The organism is Ramlibacter aurantiacus (genome assembly GCF_016722895.1).
Classification (GTDB): domain Bacteria; phylum Pseudomonadota; class Gammaproteobacteria; order Burkholderiales; family Burkholderiaceae_C; genus Ramlibacter; species Ramlibacter aurantiacus.
The window spans coordinates 253,097-272,942 of the sequence record NZ_JAEQNA010000003.1; the positions used below are offsets into that span (position 1 = coordinate 253,097).

Sequence of the window (19,846 nt, forward strand, 5' to 3'; positions counted from 1 at the left end):
TTGGAGATGGGTCAGAAGGGCGGCAGGCCGGCGGCCGTGGCGGCGTTCTCGATGGGCACCGCGAAGCCGATGCCCAGGAAGGTCCGTGCCGACGTGGGGTTGAGGATGGCGGTGACGATGCCCACCAGGTGGCCGTCCATGGTCACCAGCGGCCCGCCCGAATTGCCGGGGTTGGCGGCGGCGTCGAACTGGATCAGGTTGCGCATCTCGGTGTTCGACTCGGGCGACTTGAACACCCGCTTGAGGCCGGACACCACCCCGGCCGAGCCGGAGGGCCCGATGCCGAAGGGGAAACCCACGGCCACCACCTTGTCGCCCGGCAACAGGTCGGCGGTGGAGCGCATGGTGGCCGCGATCATGTCGTCGGGGATCTTCTGTGCCTGCAGCACCGCGAGGTCGTTCTCGGGCTGCACGCCGGTGATGGTGGCGGTGGACTCCATGCCGTCATGGAAGGTCACCTTGATCCGGTCGGCACCCGAGACCACGTGCAGGTTGGTGAGGATGACGCCCTTGTCGATGATCACCACGCCGGTGCCCACGCCGGCCTCGATCTCGTCCGCATTGCCGTCGGCCGGCGCCGGACCCAGCGGCTTGGGCTTGTCGGTGCGCTTGCGCAGCTCGGCCGCCAGCGGGCCTCCCAGCTTGTCCTTGCCCACGTAGCTCACCACGCGCACGACCGACGGGCGGATGGTCTCGTAGGCGCGGGCGTACTCGGAAGGAATCGGCTGGGTTTCGAGGGTCTTGAGGACGGCCGCGTTGATGTCGTCCTGCGTGATGCGGCGATGCTCGGTGCGCTGGCTGAGGCTGTAGGCCAGCAGCGTGGCCAGCACCAGCACCATGACCCACAACAACTCCTGCGAGGAGGGGCGCCGGATGCGGCGGGTGCGCGTGAAGGCGGGGGTGGGTGCGTCCGGGGGCGGCGCTGCGGCCTGGGGCGCCGCGTGGCTGCCGGTGGCGCCAGCCTCGGCCGATCGGCCGGAGGGGCGGCTGGAACTGTAGAGGCCTGTCCTGCGCATCCGTCACCTCGAGTGAAGCAGAGGGTCTAAGTGCAATCCCGAATGCGCACGGTATCACGGATCGAAGAGGCGCGCGGGGGTCTCGGGCATCATCGTTCGATGGCAGTCTGGATCGATACCCATTGCCACGCGGACGCCTCGGAGTTCGATGGTCGCTGGACCGAGGTGAGGCGGCGCGCGGGCCTGGCCGGGGTGGCGCGATGCGTGCTGCCCGCGGTGGCGGTGGCCGGCTTCGACCGGCTGCGGCAACTGGCACACGCGGGCGGGGACGCCTACGCGCTGGGCATCCATCCCTTGTGCACCGGCTCGGCGGCCGAGGATGACGTCCACGCGCTGGACCGGGCGCTCGAAGCGAACGCCGACGATCCTCGCCTGGTGGCGGTGGGCGAGATCGGCCTCGACTTCTTCGTGCAGGGGCTCGATGCCGATCGGCAGCTTCACTTCCTGCGCGCCCAGCTGCGCCTGGCCCAGCGGTTCGGGCTGCCGGTGATCCTGCATGTGCGCAGGTCCGCCGACGTCCTGCTTCGCGAGTTGCGGCGCATCCCGGTCGCGGGCGGCATCGCGCACGCCTTCAATGGCAGCCGGCAGCAGGCCGGCGCCTTCATCGAGCTGGGTTTCAAGCTCGGCTTCGGTGGCACCGTGACCTACGAGCGCTCGCTGCGCATCAGGCAGCTGGCGCGCGAGCTGCCGCTGTCGTCGCTGGTGCTCGAGACCGACGCGCCGGACATTCCGCCGAGGTGGCTGTACCGCACGGCCAGCGAACGCGCTGACGGAGCGGCGCAGGGTTGCAACGAACCCGCCGAGTTGCCCGCGATCGGCGGCGTGCTGGCCCAACTGCGCGGCCTGGCACCCGATGAACTCGCGCAGGCCACCGCCCTCAACGCGCAGGCGGCGCTACCCCGGCTGGCGGCCCTCGCGCCGGCCGGATAATCCGCCGCATCTTGAGCAAGCACGATCCCCATGCCGGCGGCGAACTGCCCGAAGTGAACTTCTCCGAAGCCGGGGGCGTGCGATACCTGCACTTCGGCAGTGAATGGGTGCAGGGGTCGATGCGCATCAGCGCGCCCGACGAGATCGACCTCGAATACGTGCAACGCATGATGGGCTGGCTGCTGTTCGTCGATCCCGACACCATCGCGCAGCGCCATGCGATGCAGCTCGGCCTGGGTGCGGCGGCGCTCACCAAGTTCTGCCGGCGCCGCCTGCGCATGACCACCACCGCCATCGAGCTCAATCCGCGCGTGATCGCGGCCTGCCGCCTGTGGTTCAAGCTGCCGCCCGACGACGAGCGGCTGTCGGTCATCCTGGGCGACGCGGCCGAGGTGGTGGCGCATCCCCATTGGCGCGGCTGCATCGACGCGCTGCAGGTGGACCTCTACGACGAAGAGGCCGCCGCCCCGGTGCTGGACAGCGAGGACTTCTACGCCCATTGCCGCAGCCTGCTCACGCCCGACGGCTGCATGAGCGTGAACCTGTTCGGGCGCTCGTCGAGCTACGAGCGAAGCCTGCAGAAAATCGTGGCGGCCTTCGGCTCGCAGGCCGTCTGGGCCTTCCGCCCCACGCGCGAAGGCAACGCCGTGGTGCTGGCCCTGCGTGAGCCGGCGCACCCGAGCCGTGCCGACCTGGTGGCGCGCGCTGAATGGGTGCAGCAGCGGTGGGGATTGCCCGCCATCAAGTGGACCAAAGTACTCAGGTCGATCGACTGACCTTCGAGCGGGGTCGGCGGCAGCCCCGGCGGCTGTGGCCAAGTAGGTGGAACCCACATCGCAACAGAAGGTGACCGCCACCACAATCCGCGCGTCCAACAGATTTGAGGAGATACGTCCGTGCGAATCAAGAACCAGCGGGACTTCGTCTCGGGCCTCATGTTCACAGTCGTGGGCGCGGGGTTCGCGTGGGGTGCCACCAACTACAACGTGGGCGACGCCGCCCGCATGGGGCCGGGATACTTCCCGATGCTCGTGGGGGTCCTCCTGACCATCCTGGGCCTGATCGTGGCCTTCGAGGGCCTGGTGGTCGAGACCGAGGATGGCGGCAAGATCGGCTCGATCGGCTGGAAGCCCCTCGTCTTCATCATCCTGTCCAACCTGGTCTTCGGCTTGATGATCGGCGGCCTGCCATCGATCGGCCTGCCCGCCATGGGCCTGATCGTGGGCATCTACGCACTCACCATCGTGGCCGCGATGGCCGGTGACCAGTTCCGCTGGAAGGAAGTGCTGATCCTGGCCACGGTGCTGGCCCTCGGCAGCTACTTCACCTTCGTCTACATGCTGAACCTGCAGTTCCCGGTGTGGCCTAGCTTCATCGTGCGCTGATCCACAAAGAGAACATCATGGAACTGTTTAGCAACCTGGCGCTCGGCTTCGACGTCGCGTTCACGCCGATCAACCTGCTCTACGCCTTCATCGGCTGCCTCTTGGGCACGCTGATCGGCGTGCTTCCCGGCGTGGGCCCCGTGGCGACCATCGCCATGCTGCTGCCCGCCACCTACGCACTGCCGCCCGTGTCGGCGCTGATCATGCTGGCCGGCATCTATTACGGCGCGCAGTACGGCGGTTCGACCACCGCCATTCTGGTCAACCTTCCAGGCGAGGCGTCATCGGTGGTGACGATCATCGAGGGCTACCAGATGGCGCGGCAGGGCCGGGCCGGCCCTGCGCTCGCCTCCGCCGGCCTGGGCTCCTTCTTCGCCGGCTGCGTCGGCACCCTGATCCTGGCGGCCTTCGCCGCGCCGCTGACCGAGGTGGCCTTCAAGTTCGGCCCGGCCGAGTACTTCTCGCTGATGGTGCTGGGCCTGATCGGCGCCGTGGTGCTGGCTTCCGGCTCGCTGCTCAAGGCGATCGGCATGATCCTGCTGGGCCTGTTGCTGGGCCTGGTGGGCACCGACGTGAACTCCGGCGTGGCCCGCTACTCGTTCGACATTCCGGAACTGACCGACGGCATCGGCTTCATCGTGATCGCCATGGGCGTGTTCGGCTACGGCGAGATCATCATGAACCTCAGCAAGCACGAGAGCGAGCGTGAGGTGTTCACCAGCAAGGTGACGGGCTTGATGCCCACTCGCCAAGACTTCAAGGACATGACCCCGGCCGTGCTGCGCGGCACCGCCATCGGCGCGGGGCTGGGCATCCTGCCCGGCGGCGGGGCACTGCTGTCGGCTTTCGCCTCGTACACCATCGAGAAGAAGATCAAGCTCAAGGCCGGTGAGATCCCGTTCGGCAAGGGCAACATCCGCGGCGTGGCTGGCCCCGAGTCGGCCAATAACGCCGGTTCGCAGACCTCGTTCATCCCGCTGCTGACGCTGGGCATCCCGCCCAACGCCGTGATGGCGCTGATGGTCGGCGCCATGACCATCCACAACATCCAGCCGGGCCCGCAGGTGATGACCAGCAACCCGCAGCTGTTCTGGGGCCTGATCGCCTCCATGTGGATCGGCAACGCGATGCTGATCATCCTGAACCTGCCGCTGATCGGCCTGTGGATCAAGCTGCTGACCATCCCCTACCGCTGGCTGTTCCCATCCATCGTGCTGTTCTGCGCCATCGGCGTGTACTCCACGAACAACAACACCTGGGACATCTGGATGGTGGCGATCTTCGGTGTCGTCGGCTACACCTTCATCAAGCTGGGGGCCGAACCCGCGCCACTGCTGCTCGGGCTGATCCTGGGGCCGATGATGGAAGAGAACCTGCGCCGCGCGCTGCTGCTGTCGCGCGGCGACTGGAGCGTGCTGGTGACCCGTCCGCTGTCGGCCACGCTGCTGGCGCTGGCGGCCTTGATGGTGATCATCGTGGCGCTGCCCTCGGTCAAGCGCAAGCGCGAGGAAGCGTTCCAGGACGAGGAGTGATCTCCTTTCCCCGCTGCCCACCTTTGCGGTGGGCGCATCTCGGCGGCGCCTGCGGGCGCCGTTTTCGTTTGCAAGCCGCCCCTATAGTCAGGGGCATCGCCGGCAAAGCCTGCCGGCCCACACAAGGAGCGATCTCAGGATGGACTACGGAATCAAGGGCCGCTGGGCCCTCGTCTGCGGGGCGAGCAAGGGCCTCGGGTTCGGCTGCGCGAGGGCGCTGGCCCTGGAAGGCGCGCACGTGGTGCTGGTGGCGCGGGGGGCCGAGGCCCTGGCCCAGGCCGTCGAGCGGCTCAAGGCCGAGCCCGGTCTGCCGGCCGGCACCCAGGTGCTGGGCGTCGCGGCCGACATCACGCAGCCCGAGGGCCGCGCCGCGGCCCTGGCCGCGCAACCCGCCTACGACATCGTGGTGACGAATGCCGGCGGCCCGCCGCCGGGCGACTTCCGCGAATGGGACCGCGACGCCTGGATCAAGGCCCTGGAGGCGAACATGCTCACGCCCATCGAGCTGATCAAGGCCACGGTGGACGGCATGGCCGCGCGGGGCTTCGGCCGCATCGTGAACATCACCTCGTCGGCCGTGAAGGCGCCCATCGATATCCTGGGCCTGTCGAACGGGGCGCGTACCGGCCTGACCGGTTTCGTGGCCGGGCTTGCGCGCAGCGAGCGCATCGCGTCGGCCAACGTGACCATCAACAACCTGCTGCCTGGGGCGTTCGACACCGATCGGCTGCGGGCCACCATGGAAGGCACCGTGAAGAAGACCGGCCAGACCCTGGACGCCGTCGCCGAGGCGCGTCGCAAGACGGTGCCGTCCCGCCGCTTCGGCACCCCGGACGAGTTCGGTGCGGCTTGCGCTTATCTGTGCAGCGCCCAGGCCGGGTATGTCACCGGCCAGAACTTCCTGATCGACGGCGGCGCGTACCCCGGGACGTTCTAGTCATTGGCGCAATGACCCGCCGCTACTTCTTGCGCTGGACGAAGAGGTTGCGCCGGGCATCTTCGGGGTAGGCGAAGGTGACGGCGCCTTTGCGCACCTGCCCCAGCACCATCATCGAGGGCGTGATCGCATCCTTTTCGGAGGGGCTGAAGGGGCGCTCGTAGGTGGCCACCACGCCGTAGTAGGTGCGGGGCAGGTCTTCCAGGGCCGCCTTGAGGACGGGCCCGGTGACTTCGCCGGTGCGAATGGCAAAGAGCGAATACAGCAGGATGTACACCGCGTCGTAGGCCTGTGCCGCGGCCATGGGCACGGGGATGCGGCGGGTGTTGAACTTGCGGGCATAGGCGGCCAGGAAGGACGAGCGCCGCTCGTTGCTTGGTTCGGCGATGAAGGTCTGCGCCATCAGCGCGCCCTCGGCCGAGGCGCCGGCGCCCTGGATGAAGAACGGGAACGATAGCGGCCAGCCGCCGACCAGGGGCACGTTCCATCGAAGGGTGTCGCGGCTCAGGGCGATGACGGCGTTCTCCTTGCCGACGGTGTAGCTGAAGATCACCTGGGCACCCGCGGCGCGCGCTGCCTTCAGGGGTGCGGACAGGTCGGTGACGCCCAGCGGGAAGCGAGCCACGTAGGCGGGTTCCAGCTTGCGGGCGGAAAGGGCCGCGCGCACATCCGCCAGGCCGGATTCGCCATAAGCCGTGGTGTCGGCGAACACCGCCACCCGCGTCCATCCCCGCTTGACCAGGTCGTCCACGACGAAGGCCGCCTGAATGCCGTCACGCGCCGCCACGCGGAACACATAGCTCTCGTCCGGCGGAAACTTGGCGGTGACCGGGCTGCCGGCGGCGCAGGGCACGATGAGCGGGATCTTGTGGCTCTGGAAGACGTCGAGCGAGGCCATGGCCACCCCGGTGTTGCAAAAGCCGATGGTGGCCACCACGCCTTCTTTGGCCAGTTCCTGCGAACGGGCGAGACCTACCGGCGGGGTGGCCTCGTCGTCCTTGACCACCAGTTCGATGCGCCGCCCCAGGTAGCCGCCGACGGCGTTGATCTCGTCGACCGCGAGGCGCACGCCATTGAGCATCGGAACGCCGAAATCGGCCGACGGACCGCTGAAGGGACCGATCACCCCGACACGCAGGGCGGCCATCCCGGCCGGTGGAGGCGGGGCGGCTGGCGTTTCCTGGGCGATCGCCGTGCCGGCTGCCAGCAAGCAGAAAACGGTGAACCAAAGCCTGGCAATCATGGAGAACCCTTCTGCTGTAAGAACCCAAAAATAGTAGGTTTCATGCAGGGGGTAGGCAATGGGGCTTGCCTCCGCCGGCGTCGTCGAAACAGCCGCCGGCGTGAAGGAATGCGCGTTCAGCCGCGCAGGTGCCAGGCGCGCGGGCGGCTGAAGGCCCGCAGGCCGTCGAGCGAGAGGGTCAGGCCCAGGCCGGAGTCGCCCATCCCGCTCCAGGGCAGGCGCGGGCTCACGCGGTCGCAGCAGTTCCAGTACACCGTGCCGACGGCCATGCGCGACAGCAGGCGCCGTGCCCGCTGGCCATCGGGTGTGTAGACGCTCGCGGTGAGGCCATACCGGGTGTCGTTCATCAGGCGCACGGCTTCGTCGTCGTCGGCCACGCGCTGGATGCCGATCACCGGACCGAAGCTTTCCTCTCGCATGACCTCCATCTCGTGCGTCACGTCGGTGAGCACCGTGGGCTGGAACCAGTGGCCAGGCCCCGGGCCCGAGCCGCCGCCCAGCCGCAGGGTGGCGCCGCGCGCCAGGGCATCGGCCACCTGGCCCTGCAGCACCTGCAGTTGTGCGGCCCGGGCGAGCGGGCCGACCTCGGTGGCTTCATCGAGCGGGTCGCCCACCCGCAGCTTGCGCACCACGTCCACGAAGCGCTCGACGAAGGCATCGTGCACGCGCTCGTGCACGTAGATGCGCTCGATGGCGCAGCAGGACTGGCCGGCGTTGTACATGGCTCCCTCGGCCAGCGAGGCCGCGGCCAGGTCGATGGGCGCGTCGTCGCAGACGTAGCCAGGGTCCTTGCCTCCGAGTTCGAGCTGCAGGTGCACCAGGCGGTCGCGCGCGGCGTGGGCCACAGCCAGCCCGGTCGCATGCGAGCCGGTGAAGCACACCGCGTCCACCGGCTGCGCCAGCAGGGCACGCCCGGTTTCACCGGCGCCGAGCACGCAGGCCATCACGTCGGGCGGCACGCCGGCCTCGTGCAGCAAGCGCGTGAGGGCCTGGCCGGTGAGGCTGGCGTGTTCGGAGGGCTTGTACAGCACTGCGTTGCCGGCCAGCAGGGCCGGCAGGATGACGTTGCAGCCCACGAACCAGGGGTAGTTCCAGGCCGAGATGTTGGCCACCACGCCCAGCGGCAGGCGCTCGATCTCCTCGCGCATGCCGCCTTCATCGAACACGATCTCGCTCGCCAGGGCCTGGCCGATGCGCGCCAGGAAGAAGTCGATGCGGGGCTGCAGCCCGCGCAGTTCGTTGCGCGCCTGGGTGATGGGCTTGCCGACCTCGCGGGTCAGGGTGCGCGCGAGGGAGTTTTCGTCGCGCACGATCGCGGCGCGGAAGCGCTCGATGCAGACGATGCGTTCGGACAGCGGCAGCGAGGCCCAGGCCGGCTGGGCGGCGCGGGCGGCCGCGGCCTTGCGGGCGACCCGTTCGGCGTCGTCGGTGGGCAGCGAGGCGATGAGGTCGCCGTCGGCGGGGTTGAGGATGGTGAGCGTGTTCATGGCCGCGCGGCGCGAGCCGCCTCCAGGAAGTCTTGCAGCAGCGGGGTGTCATCCATCACCGGCAGGTCGCGCCGGTGGAACTCGGGGTGCCATTGCACCGCGCCGAGCCAGGCGGAGCCCGTGTGCCGGATCGCCTCGATCAGGCCGTCTTCCGGCGAGATTGCTTCCGCTTCGAAGCCTGGCGCGAGCCGGCGGATGCCCTGGTGGTGGATGCTGTTGATGCGGTGCCGACCGGGGCCCAGCAGCCGGGCGAGCCGGGTGCCGGGCAGCACCTCCACCTCGTGCAGGTGCAGGTCGTAGCTCTGGGCCTCGCGGTGGACGCGCGCGCCTTCGTGCTGGAGCGAGAGGTCCTGGAACAGGCTGCCGCCATAGGAGACGTTCAGCAGCTGCAGGCCGCGGCAGATGCCGAACACCGGCTTGCCGGCATCGACGAAGGCGCGCAGCAGCGCCATCTCGTACAGGTCGCGCAGGCGGTCGCCGTTCCACTGCGGTTGCAGCGGCTCCTCGCCATAGTGGCCGGGCCAGACGTCGGCACCGCCGTGCAGCACCAGGCCATCAAGCCAGCTGGCGTAGTCGTGCGTGCCGACCGGGGTGTCGTCCGCAAGGGGCGTCGCATCGGGTGGCGGCGGAATCATCACCGGCAGCGCGCCACCACGCATGAGCCAGTGGGCCGTCGACTGTTCGATCCAGTTCAGCGTCTTGGAAGGCGCGGCGGTGCGCTGCGGGTCCGGGTGGAACAGGCAGGCGCTGATCCCGATCTTGAGGCGAGGGGAGGTCACAAGGCAGCCCGGAAGAGGTGGTCGAAATCGGCGGCCGAGCAGGGCCGCGGGTTGGTCTGGTGGCAGATGTCTGCCAGCGCCACCTCCACCAGCCTGGGCACCTGCGCGGCCTGCACGCCGTGCGAGCCCAGTGTGCCGCCCAGCCCGATGCGCTGCTTGAGTTCGCGCAGCCAGGGGACCAGCGCGGCGCCACCGCCTGGCAGGCCGCAGGCGTGGGCCAGCTCGTCGAACTTCGGCGCGGCGGCTTCGTGGTTCCAGGCCAGCACGGTGTCGATCATCAGCGCGTTGGCCAGTCCGTGGTGCAGGTCGCACACCGCGCCGAGCGCGTGGGCACAGGCATGGACCGCGCCCAGGTCCTTCTGGAAGGCGATCGCGCCCATCATCGACGCCATCATCATGTCGGCCCGGGCCGACAAGTCCCTCGGCTGCAGGACCGCGCGCTCCAGCGCGCGTGCCGCGATGCGGGTGCCCTCCAGGGCGATGCCGTCGCACAGCGGGTGGTAGGCCGGCGAGAGGTAGCTTTCGATGTTGTGGGTGAGCGCGTCCATGCCGGTCGCGGCCGTAACGGCCGCCGGCAGGCCCAGGGTCAGCTCGGGGTCGGCGAACACGTGCCGCGCCAGCAGGGCGGGGCTGAAGACGATGCGCTTGAGGCGGCTCTCGTCCTCGCTGACCACCGAGGAGCGGCCGACCTCCGAGCCGGTGCCGGCGGTGGTGGGCAGGGCCACGAACCAGGGCAGTTCGCCCTCGATGGGGCGGGCGCCCGGATGGTCCCAGGCGTATTCGAGGATGTGGCCGCCGCGAGTCGCCGGCAGGGCCACCACCTTGGCGACATCGAGCGTGGCGCCGCCGCCGAAGCCGATCACGCAGTCGGCTCCGTGCGCCTGGAAAGCGCGGGCGCCTTCCATCACCTGCGAGGCCGTGGGGTTGCCGGCGACGCCGGCGAAGAGGGCCACCTCCAGCCCCCGCAGGCGGTCCCTGAACTCGCCGAGCACGGGCAGCGCCGACAGCGCACGGTCGGTCACCAGCAGCGGACGCCGCAGCCCCCGCTGGCTCAAGTGCGCGGCCACCTCGGCGCGGGCGCCGGGGCCGAAGGTGATCGCGGTGGGAAAGGAGAACTGGGCGAGGGCCATGTCGCTGCCTGGGTCAGATGATCTCGAAATAACGCTGGCGCTCCCAGTCGGTCACCGCGTCCTGCCACTGGCGCCACTCCCATTCGCGGGTGGCGGCGAAGTGGTCGACGAAGGTGTCGCCCAGGAAGGAGCGGGCGACCTCGCTTTGCCGGAAGACCCGCGTGGTCTCGATCAACGTACGCGGGGCACGCGGCACGTTCTCGGCGCCCTGGTTGGTGCCGGTGATCGGCGCCGTGGTGAGCTTGAGCCCCTGCTCGACCCCGTGCAGCCCGGCCGCGACCACGGCGGCCATGGCCAGGTAGGGGTTCACGTCGGAGCCGGGGCAGCGGGTTTCCAGGCGGGTCGACTTGGGCGAGCCGGCCAGCACGCGGAAGCTGGCCGTCCGGTTGTCGATCCCCCAGGTCGGCTTGACGGGTGCCCAGAAGCCGTCGACCAGGCGTTTGTAGCTGTTGATGGTGGGCCACAGCAGGGGACCGAAATCCATCATGCAGGCGACCTGGCCGGCCAGGTAGCTTTCAAAAAGGGGACTCATGCGCCGGGCGCCGCCGGGGTCGTGGAACAGGTTGCGGTGCCCGTCGGACAGGCTCTGGTGGATGTGGCCGCTGCAGCCGGGATACTGAGCGTTCCACTTGGCCATGAAGCTGGGCATCACGCCGAAGCGCTTGCCGATCTCGCGCGCGCCGGTCTTGAACAGGATGGCGCGGTCGGCCTGCTCCAGCGCCGCCGAAAACGCGATCGCGACCTCCAGCACGCCCGGCCCGGTTTCGGTGTGCAGGCCCTCGATGGGGACGCCGAAGCGCGCCATCTCGTCGAACAACGCGTGGAAGAAGCCGGGGTTGTCGGCCATGCGCAGCACCGAGTAGCCGAACATGCCCGGCGTGATGGGCTCGGGGTCCACGCCCTTCTTGGCGGCCCAGGTGTGCGGCGTCTCGCGGAAGTTGAACCACTCGAACTCGAAGCCGGTCATGACCTGGAAGCCCAGCTTCTCGGCTCGCGCGAGCACCCGCTTGAGCACCTGCCGCGGGCACAGCGGCGAAGGGCCGCCGTCGGGCTGCACGAACTCGCCGAGGAAGAAGGGCACGTCGGCATCCCAGGGCACGCGCCGGGCGGTGGCCGGATCGATGCGGACCAGCGCGTCGGGATAGCCCTGGTGCCAGCCGGTGACCTGCGTGTTGTCGTAGCACTGGTCCTGGCTGTCCCAGCCGAACACCACGTCGCAGAAACCGAAGCCGCCGTCCAGGGCGGATTCGAACTTGTCGATATGCAGGTACTTGCCGCGCAGGATGCCGTCGATGTCGCTGACCGCGACCTTGACCTTGCCGGCGCCGGACTGGCGAAGGTCCGCGAGAGCGGGATGCGGTGTCGTGTCCAAGAACGTCCTCCCGTGGCTGGTCGACGCATCCTAGCGCGGCATGGCGCCGAGGTGGGGCACTGGTCCGCGAGCTCGACAATCCACCGCCAAGCAAAGTGTTTCCAAGGCCGTCCGCGCAGCGGCAGGCCGTTCCAGGGCCATCGCGGAACCGGCTTGGACGGGCCGCTGATGCCGCCCCCTTCCAGGGGGGAGGCGCCGCAGGCGCTTCGGGGGGGGAATCACCGCGACGCGATGAGGATGCCCGAGGCCATCAGCAGGAAGGCCAGCGCGTGGTGCAGGCGGGGCAGTTCGCCCAGGAAAGCCGCCGACATGAGGGCCGCGAACACGGGCGTGAGGTTGATGAAGAGGCTCGCGATGTTCGGCCCGACCCGCTGCACCCCCAATCCCCACAGCCGATAAGCCAGCACCGAGGGGCCGAGCACGATGAACACCAGCGCCATGGCGAGGGGCCAGCCCCATTGGATGGGCGCGGGCGAGCCCAGCGTCCATTCACCCACCGTCAACAGCAGCGACCACACCGAGCCCGCCATCACCTGCACCAGCAGGAAGGCGGCCCAGTCCTTGCGCAGCGCCGGATCGTCCTGGTCGGTGCGGGTCAGCATCCAGCTGTAAAGGGCAAAGGCGGCCGTGGCCAGCAACATGTAGAGGTCGCCGGGCACGAAGCGCACCTCGGCCAGGCGGCGCAGGTCACCGTGGGACAGCACCAGCAGCACACCCAGCGTCGAGAGCGCGGCCCCCACCAGCTGCTTGCGCGTCGGGTGGTGCTTGAAGAACAGCGCGCCGACCGCGACCGTGAAGATGGGCATGCTCGAGCCGACCAGGGTGACGTTGATTGGCGTCGAGGTGTGCAGGGCCAGGTACTGCATCGAGTTGTAGAGCCCGACACTCAGCAGTCCCAGCAGCGCATAGCGGCGCCAGCGCGTCCAGATGCTGCTGTCGCGGCGCAGCACCCAGGAGGCCATGGGCAGCAGCACCAGCAGCGACAGCGCCCAGCGCAGCATGTTCAGGGTGAGCGGTGGCACCAGCGGGGCCACCATGCGGCCCACCACGGCGTTGCCGGCCCACAGCAGCGCAGGCAGGGACATCACGACGATGTTGGTGGGGGTCAGGGCGGCATTCATGGGAGGCGAACTGTAGCCGAGGGGTCGGAGCGGACCTGGGCGCTTCCGTGGCAACATCCGGCGCCGGCGCGTGCCGACAACGACCAGGAGAGCAGATGAGCAAGGCGGTTCGCATCCACCAAACCGGCGGGCCCGAGCAGATGGTGATGGACGACGTGCCGGTGGGCGAGCCTGGGCCGGGCGAGATCCGCATCCGGCACGCGGCCATCGGGCTGAACTACATCGACGTGTACTACCGCACCGGCCTGTACCCGCAGGACCTGCCGGGCGGCCTGGGCATGGAAGGTGCCGGCGTGGTGGAAGCGGTGGGCGAGGGCGTCACGCACCTGCGGCCCGGAGACCGCGCCGCCTATGCGGGCCAGCCGCCGGGGGCCTACTGCGAGCAACGGGTGATGCCGGCACGCTGCGTCTGTCGCCTCCCCGACGCCATCGATTTCGAGACCGGGGCGGCCATGATGCTCAAGGGGCTCACGGCGCAGTACCTGCTGCGGCGCACGCTGCCCCAGGGGGGGCTGCAGCCGGGGGACTTCGTTTTGTTCCATGCGATCGCCGGCGGGGTCGGCCTGATCGCGGCGCAGTGGGCCCGGCTGCTGGGGCTTCAGCTGATCGGCACGGCCGGCAGTGACGAGAAGTGCGAGCTGGCCCGCTCCATGGGCGCGGCCCACACCATCAACTACAAGCGTGAGGACTTCGCGGCCCGGGTACGCGAGATCACCGGCGGCCAGGGAGTCAAGGTGGTGTACGACTCGGTCGGCAAGGACACCTGGGAGCGGTCGCTCGAATGCCTGCGGCCGTTCGGACTCATGGCCTGCTTCGGCAATTCGTCCGGGCCGGTCCCGCCCATGGCCCCAGCCCTGCTGGGCGCCAAGGGCTCGCTCTACCTCACCCGCCAGACCATCTTCACCCACATCGCCACCCGCGAAAGCACGCAGGCGATGGCCGATGAGCTGTTCGAAGTGGTCGGCAGTGGCCAGGTGAAGATCCGCATCGACCAGCGCTTCGCCCTGGCCGAGGTGCAGCAGGCCCACCGCGAACTGGAAGCGCGCAGGACCACCGGGTCGACCATCCTGCTGCCCTGAGCCCGCACAGGGCTTCCGGCCTGGTCGGGCTCACGCGCCGTCGGAGATGCATGCCGACGATTGCTGCTCATCCTCCTACAGGCGCCCGCTAGGATGGCTTGCATCCGGCGCGGCCGTCCTGCCCTACCGTAGCAAGCCAGAGCAACACGAAAACGAGAGCAAACAGCCGCGGCTGCCGCAAGGCAGCAGCGAAGGAGAACGCATGGGCTTGCGCGCCTTCATCGTCGAAGACAGCCCGACGATCCGCGACAACTTGATCGAGACTCTGCAGGAACTGGCCTATGTGGAGCCCGTCGGGGTGGCCGACAGCGAGCGCGACGGACGTGAGTGGCTGACCGAGCACGAGAGTTGGGACGTGGCGATCGTCGACCTGTTCCTGCGCCAGGGCAATGGGCTGAACATCGTCGCTGCCTGCCGGGAGCGCCGGGCCGACCAGAAGCTGGTGGTGCTGAGCAACCATGCGACGCGAGACATCCGGCAGCGTTGTGCGCAACTCGGTGCCGACGCCGTTTTCGACAAGTCCACCGAGATCGATGCGCTGGTGGACTATTGCTTGAAGCATTAGCCCCCCGACGCGGCCGGTCGGCCGCCTCCCCCCGGGAGGCGCCACCAGCGGCCCGGCAGAGCCGGTTCGGCGGTGGCACTGGGACCGCCTACCGCTGCGCGGTGGCCAGGAGGTTCGCCTGCTGCGGTGTGCTTACGGGTTTTGTTGGGCTGTGCGCTCGGTGAGCGTCGGCTTGGACTCTTGCGGGGGGACGGGTTTCAGGCGGCTGGGTGCGAGGGCGCCGACCGAGTCGAGGATGGGGTAGGCGATGGAGCAGATGTGCGAATTGATCCGCTTCATGTCGCTGATCAGGTCCAGGTGCAGCGAGCTGGTTTCGATGCTCTGCATGGTCTTCTCGGTCAGCCGCCCCAGGTGGGTGGAGGCGTAGGCGCGCTCCAGGTCGCGGAAGCGGGCTTTTTCCTCCAGCAGCTTCTGCGCGTCACGCACGGAGCCGTTGAGGAACACGCTCATGCCCAGGCGCAGGTTGTCGACCAGCCGCGCATGCAATTCGCGGATCTCGCCCACGCCGGCGTCCGAGAAGCTGCGGCCCTGCTTGATCTTGCGATCCTCCACGTCGATGAGGACGCGCTCGATGATGTCGCCGATCTGCTCCATGTTGATGGTGAAGCTGATGATGTCGGTCCAGCGCCGGCTCTCCGCATCGCCCAGCGCCTCGCGCGAGATCTGGGTCAGGTAGTACTTGATGGCCGAGTAGAGCTGGTCCACCGTGTCGTCCATCCGGCGCAACTCGCCGGCCAGCCGCAGGTCGTTGGTCTCGATGACCCGCAGCATGCCGCGCATCATCGTCTCGACCACGTCGGCCTGGTGCAGCGCCTCGCGCGCCGCGCAGGAGATGGCCAGCGAGGGCGTGCTCAATGCCGTGGGGTCGAGGTGGTAGGGCCGCCCGGCGATGAGGCTGGGATCGGGCTTGGGCATCCAGGCTTCGATGCGCCGGGCGAGGGCCGGCGTGAAGCCCATGAACACGATGGCCATGGCCAGGTTGAAGGCCAGGTGGAACAGCACCACGGTGGCAGCGCCATCCAGGTGCGGCTGCACCCAGCGCAGCCACAACCCGACGAACGGAATGGCGAGGAGCGCGCCCAGGGTCTTGAACGCCAGGTTGCCGACCGGCACGTGGCGCACCTCGAATGACGAGCGGGCCATGACCAGCACGCCCAGCAGGCCGCTGCCGATGTTGGCGCCGAGGACCAGGCCCAGCGCGACATCCACCGGGATCACGCCGCTGGCCGCGAGCGTGGCGGTGAGCAGGACGATGGCCAGGCTGGAATAGGCGGCGATCGCCAGCAGGGCGCCCACGGTGATCTCGAGCAGGATGTCGCTGGAGAGCGAGCCCAGTAGCGTGCGTACGGCTTCCGACTGCACCATGACGGCGGTTGACTCGGCCACCAGGCGCAGGGCCAGCAGCATCAAGCCCAGTCCGATCAGCACCCGCCCGATGCGCCCCGCCTGGGAGTCCTGGCGCGGCAGGAACAGCACCACGCCGACGAAGATCAGGAGCGGCGACAGCCACGACAGGTCCAGCGAGAACAGCACGGCCACCAGGCTGCTGCCGACGTCGGCGCCCAGCATCACGGCCAGGGCGTTGGGCAGGGTGACCAGGCCCTGGCCAACGAACGAAGCGACGATCAGACCCGTGGCGGTGCTGGACTGCACCAGGGCGGTGACGCCGGTGCCCGCCAGGGCCGCCGTGGGCCGCGAGCCCATGCTGCGGGCCAGCACACGGCGGATGTTGGCGCCGAAGACGCGAAGGATGCCGGTGCGAACCAGGTAGGTGCCCCAGACCAGCAATGCCACCGCTGCCAGCAGGTTCAGCAAATGCTTCATGTTCGAAAACATGATACGCCGCGCTGAGCTGCCATGGGGCCCGTGCGGCCCCGGAAGGGGGCCTGCTTCAGCGGCTGCGTCGAACCCGCAACAGCTCGTCGAGGATCAGGCCGATGGCGCCGGCGGTGATGGCCGCGTCGGCGATGTTGAAGGCCGGGAAGTACCACCCGCCATAGTGCAACTGCACGAAGTCGACCACGTAGCCGTGCACCAGCCGGTCGACCACGTTGCCGATGGCGCCCCCCAGCAGGCAGGCCAGCGAGAACGAGAACAGGCGCTGTCCGCTGTGCGAGCGCAGCAACCAGATGATGAACACCGCTGCCGCCAGCCCGAGGCCGGTGAAGAACCAGCGCTGCCAGCCCGAGGCCGAGGCCAGGAAGGAGAAGGCGGCGCCGGTGTTGTGCACCCGCACGATGTTGAAGAACGAGGTGATGGTGGTGGAGTCGCCCAGGCGGTAGGAGCCGAGGATCAGCGCCTTGGTCAGCTGGTCGGCGATGAACAGCAGCACGGCCAGTCCCAGCCAGGGCAGCATGCTGGAGCCGGCGTGGGAGCTCGCGCCCAGCTTCATGGTCTTGCCGGCCATCAGGCGTGCCTCCGGTCTTCACCGGCGCCGAACAGGTTGCTGACGCAGCGGCCGCACAGGGTGGGGTGGGCGGCATCGCGGCCGACGTCGGGGCGCCAGTGCCAGCAGCGTTCGCACTTGGTGTCGGGCGATGCTTCGGCCCGCACCGCCAGCGCGTCGCCGGCGCGCAGCTCCACCGCCGAGGTGATGAAGATGAACTTCAGGTCATCGCCCAGGCTGGCCAGCAGCGCATGGTCGTCGGGGCCGGCGGTGATCACGAGCCGCGCCTGCAGCGAGGAGCCGACCGCGCCTTGTTCGCGCAACGCCTCGACCTCCTTGTTGGCGACGTCGCGGATCCCGCGCAACCGTTCCCAGCGGGCCAGCAGGGCATCGTCGGGGGCGCCGATCTCGGCGTAGGTCTCGAAGAAGATGGAGTCGGAGTTGCCGAACAGCTTCCAGGCCTCCTCGGCGGTGAAGCTGAGGAAGGGGGCCATCCAGCGCAGCATGGCGTGCGTGATGTTCCACAGGGCGGTTTGTGCACTGCGGCGAGCGTGCGACTTGGGCGCGGTGGTGTAGAGCCGGTCCTTGAGCACGTCGAGGTAGAACGCACCCAGGTCTTCCGAGCAGTACACCTGCAGCTTGGCCACGACGGGGTGGAACTCGTACAGCTCGTAGTGCGAGAGCACGTCGAGCTGGAACCGCGCCGCCCGGCTCATGGCGTAGCGGTCGATCTCCAGCATCTCGGCCAGCGGCACGGCATCGCGCGCCGGATCGAAGTCGCTCACATTGGCCAGCAGGAATCGAAGCGTGTTGCGGATGCGGCGATAACCGTCCACCACCCGGGCCAGGATCTTGTCGTCGCCGGCGATGTCGCCGGAGTAGTCGGACGCCGCCACCCACAGCCGGATGATCTCGGCGCCGAGCTTCTTGCTGGTCTCCTGCGGATCGACCCCGTTGCCCAGCGACTTGCTCATCTTGCGGCCCTGGCTGTCGACGGTGAAGCCGTGCGTGAGCAGGCCGCGGTACGGGGCTCGCCCATACATGGCGCAGGCGGTGAGCAGGGACGAGTGGAACCAGCCGCGGTGCTGGTCGTGACCTTCGAGGTAAAGGTCGGCCTCGGGGCCGTTGGCGTGGCCGGCCCCGGCATGCGAGCCGCGCAGCACCGTGGTGTGGGTGGTGCCGGAATCGAACCAGACTTCGAGGATGTCGGTGCTCTTGGTGTAGTCGGGCGCATCGGCGCCGGCGCCCACCCGCGAGAGGATCTCCTCGGCGCCGGCCTTGCTCCAGGCCTCGATGCCGCCGGCCTGGACCATCTCGGCGGCCAGGTCCAGGATTTCCAGCGTGAGCGGATGCAGCTCACCGCTGTCCCTGTGCAGCAGGAACGGAATGGGCACGCCCCAGCTGCGCTGGCGCGAGATGCACCAGTCGGGCCGGTTGGCGATCATGTCGCGCAGGCGGGCCTTGCCGTTCTCGGGGAAGAAGCGGGTCTGCTCGATCGCCGCGAGCGCGGTCTGGCGCAGCGGCTCGGGCGCCTTGTCGCGGGTGAAGACGCCTTCGCCTTCGTCCATCCGGATGAACCACTGCGCCGCCGCACGGTAGATGACGGGGGTCTTGTGGCGCCAGCAGTTCGGGTAGCTGTGGGTGATGCCCTCCGTGGCGAAGAGCCGCCCGGCCTGGCGCAACTGCTCGATGATCACGGGCACGGCCTTCCAGATGTTCTGGCCGCCGAAGAGGGGGAAGTCCGGTGCGTAGCTGCCGTTGCCTTGCACCGGGTTGAGGATGCCGTCGTACGGCAGGCCGTGCGCCACGCAGCTGTTGAAGTCGTCCACGCCGTAGGCCGGAGCGGCATGGACGATGCCGGTGCCGTCTTCGGCGGTGGCGTAGTCGGCCAGGTACACCGGGGCCAGGCGGCGATAGCCGGGATCCACGTCGTACAAGGGATGGCGGAACTCCAGGCCCGCCAGCTTCTCGCCGGGCACGGTCGCCAGCACGCGGCCTTCGAGCTGGTAGCGCGCCAGGCACTTCTCGACCAGCGACTCGGCCACGACCAGGCGGCCGCGCGGGGTTTCGACCAGCGCGTAGACGATCTCGGGGTTGAGGTTCAGCGCCTGGTTGGCAGGGATGGTCCAGGCCGTGGTGGTCCAGATCAGCATGAAGACCGGCCCGCTGCCAGCCGCATCACCGGACAGGCCGAAGGCATCGAGCACCCGCGCCGGCTGGTCGGCCTCGAAGGCCACGTCCAGCGTCTGCGACTTCTTGTCGGCGTACTCGATCTCGAATTCGGCCAGGGAGGAGCCGCAGTCGAAGCACCAGTAGACCGGCTTCAAGCCGCGGTAGACGAAGCCGCGCTCGATCACCCGCTTGAACGCGCGGATTTCGTCCGCCTCGTTCACCGGGTCCATGGTTCGGTACGGGTGATCCCAGTCGCCCAGGACGCCCAGGCGCTTGAAGTCGGCCATCTGCAGCTGGATCTGCTCGCTGGCGAATGCGCGGCTCCTGGCCTGCATCTCGTCGCGCGGCAGGTTGCGGCCATGCTTTTTCTCGATGGCGTTCTCGATGGGCAGCCCGTGGCAGTCCCAGCCCGGGATGTAGGCGGCGTCGAGGCCCTTGAGCTGGCGCGACTTGACGATCATGTCCTTGAGGATCTTGTTGACCGCGTGCCCCATGTGGATCTGTCCATTGGCATAGGGCGGGCCGTCGTGCAGCACGAACTTCTCGCGGCCGCAGCGCGCCTCGCGCAGGCGCTTGTACAGGCCCTTGTCCTCCCACTCGGCCACCCAACCGGGCTCGCGCTTGGGCAGGTCGCCGCGCATGGGGAAGGGGGTGTCGGGCAGGTTGAGCGTGGCGCGGTAATCAGTCTTGGATTCGGACATGGCAGGGCAGG

General features: G+C 68.9%; 17 protein-coding genes. 7 read left to right on the forward strand and 10 right to left on the reverse strand.

The genetic code is table 11. The features are described 5' to 3' along the window. Window positions 1-11: 11 nt before the first annotated feature. The gene (locus JI739_RS11185; protein WP_201683974.1) at window positions 12-1,016 is read right to left on the reverse strand and encodes a S1C family serine protease; all 1,005 of its coding nucleotides are present in this window, start codon (window positions 1,014-1,016) and stop codon (window positions 12-14) included. 99 nt (window positions 1,017-1,115) lie between these two features. On the opposite strand from JI739_RS11185, the gene JI739_RS11190 reads away from it, so the two are divergent. From JI739_RS11190 to JI739_RS11210, 5 genes are all read left to right on the forward strand, one after another. Next, entirely contained in the window at window positions 1,116-1,946 is an 831-nt protein-coding gene (locus JI739_RS11190; protein WP_201683975.1) for a TatD family hydrolase, read from the forward strand. An 11-nt stretch (window positions 1,947-1,957) separates the two neighbouring features. Then, the gene (locus JI739_RS11195) at window positions 1,958-2,722 is read left to right on the forward strand and encodes a class I SAM-dependent methyltransferase (protein ID WP_201683976.1); all 765 of its coding nucleotides are present in this window, start codon (window positions 1,958-1,960) and stop codon (window positions 2,720-2,722) included. A gap of 120 nt (window positions 2,723-2,842) precedes the next feature. Then, on the forward strand, window positions 2,843-3,331 hold the full coding sequence (locus JI739_RS11200) for a tripartite tricarboxylate transporter TctB family protein (RefSeq protein ID WP_201683977.1): 489 nt from the start codon (window positions 2,843-2,845) through the stop codon (window positions 3,329-3,331). A 17-nt stretch (window positions 3,332-3,348) separates the two neighbouring features. After that, the gene (locus JI739_RS11205) at window positions 3,349-4,863 is read left to right on the forward strand and encodes a tripartite tricarboxylate transporter permease (RefSeq protein ID WP_201683978.1); all 1,515 of its coding nucleotides are present in this window, start codon (window positions 3,349-3,351) and stop codon (window positions 4,861-4,863) included. A gap of 139 nt (window positions 4,864-5,002) precedes the next feature. Further along, window positions 5,003-5,800, forward strand: coding sequence for an SDR family oxidoreductase (locus JI739_RS11210; protein WP_201683979.1), 798 nt, complete (start codon window positions 5,003-5,005; stop codon window positions 5,798-5,800). A gap of 22 nt (window positions 5,801-5,822) precedes the next feature. On the opposite strand, the gene JI739_RS11215 is transcribed toward JI739_RS11210, so the two are convergent. The 6 genes from JI739_RS11215 to JI739_RS11240 form a co-directional block, all read right to left on the reverse strand. Then, window positions 5,823-7,043 (reverse strand): ABC transporter substrate-binding protein, encoded by a 1,221-nt coding sequence (locus JI739_RS11215; protein ID WP_201683980.1) that lies wholly within the window; start codon window positions 7,041-7,043, stop codon window positions 5,823-5,825. A gap of 116 nt (window positions 7,044-7,159) precedes the next feature. Beyond that, window positions 7,160-8,530 carry an aldehyde dehydrogenase family protein gene (locus JI739_RS11220; RefSeq protein WP_201683981.1) on the reverse strand — a complete coding sequence of 457 codons (1,371 nt, stop codon included), beginning with the start codon at window positions 8,528-8,530 and terminating at the stop codon, window positions 7,160-7,162. Then, window positions 8,527-9,309: a gamma-glutamyl-gamma-aminobutyrate hydrolase family protein gene (locus JI739_RS11225; protein ID WP_354003712.1), complete on the reverse strand. Its 783-nt coding sequence runs from the start codon at window positions 9,307-9,309 to the stop codon at window positions 8,527-8,529. Before JI739_RS11225 ends, JI739_RS11220 begins: the two co-directional genes overlap by 4 nt. Next, a complete protein-coding gene (locus JI739_RS11230) occupies window positions 9,306-10,439 on the reverse strand; it encodes an iron-containing alcohol dehydrogenase (protein WP_201683982.1) in 1,134 nt (377 codons plus the stop codon). Before JI739_RS11230 ends, JI739_RS11225 begins: the two co-directional genes overlap by 4 nt. 13 nt (window positions 10,440-10,452) lie before the next feature. Further along, window positions 10,453-11,811, reverse strand: a complete 1,359-nt coding sequence (locus JI739_RS11235) for a glutamine synthetase family protein (protein WP_201683983.1) — start codon at window positions 11,809-11,811, stop codon at window positions 10,453-10,455. Window positions 11,812-12,029: 218 nt separating this feature from the next. After that, complete coding sequence (locus tag JI739_RS11240; protein ID WP_201683984.1) at window positions 12,030-12,932, reverse strand: DMT family transporter; 903 nt, start codon at window positions 12,930-12,932, stop codon at window positions 12,030-12,032. 95 nt (window positions 12,933-13,027) lie between these two features. On the opposite strand from JI739_RS11240, the gene JI739_RS11245 reads away from it, so the two are divergent. Continuing rightward, complete coding sequence (locus JI739_RS11245) at window positions 13,028-14,011, forward strand: quinone oxidoreductase family protein (RefSeq protein WP_201683985.1); 984 nt, start codon at window positions 13,028-13,030, stop codon at window positions 14,009-14,011. A 202-nt stretch (window positions 14,012-14,213) separates the two neighbouring features. Further along, complete coding sequence (locus JI739_RS11250) at window positions 14,214-14,576, forward strand: response regulator (RefSeq protein ID WP_201683986.1); 363 nt, start codon at window positions 14,214-14,216, stop codon at window positions 14,574-14,576. 132 nt (window positions 14,577-14,708) lie between these two features. Here JI739_RS11250 and JI739_RS11255 read toward each other — a convergent pair whose 3' ends face one another. The 3 genes from JI739_RS11255 to ileS all read right to left on the reverse strand — a co-directional run bounded on the left by JI739_RS11255 (window position 14,709) and on the right by ileS (window position 19,835). Then, window positions 14,709-16,400: a Na/Pi cotransporter family protein gene (locus tag JI739_RS11255; protein ID WP_201683987.1), complete on the reverse strand. Its 1,692-nt coding sequence runs from the start codon at window positions 16,398-16,400 to the stop codon at window positions 14,709-14,711. 67 nt (window positions 16,401-16,467) lie between these two features. After that, entirely contained in the window at window positions 16,468-16,983 is a 516-nt protein-coding gene (gene lspA, locus JI739_RS11260) for a signal peptidase II (protein ID WP_201683988.1), read from the reverse strand. Next, complete coding sequence (gene ileS, locus JI739_RS11265; protein ID WP_201683989.1) at window positions 16,983-19,835, reverse strand: isoleucine--tRNA ligase; 2,853 nt, start codon at window positions 19,833-19,835, stop codon at window positions 16,983-16,985. Before ileS ends, lspA begins: the two co-directional genes overlap by 1 nt. Between the last annotated feature and the right edge of the window lie 11 nt (window positions 19,836-19,846).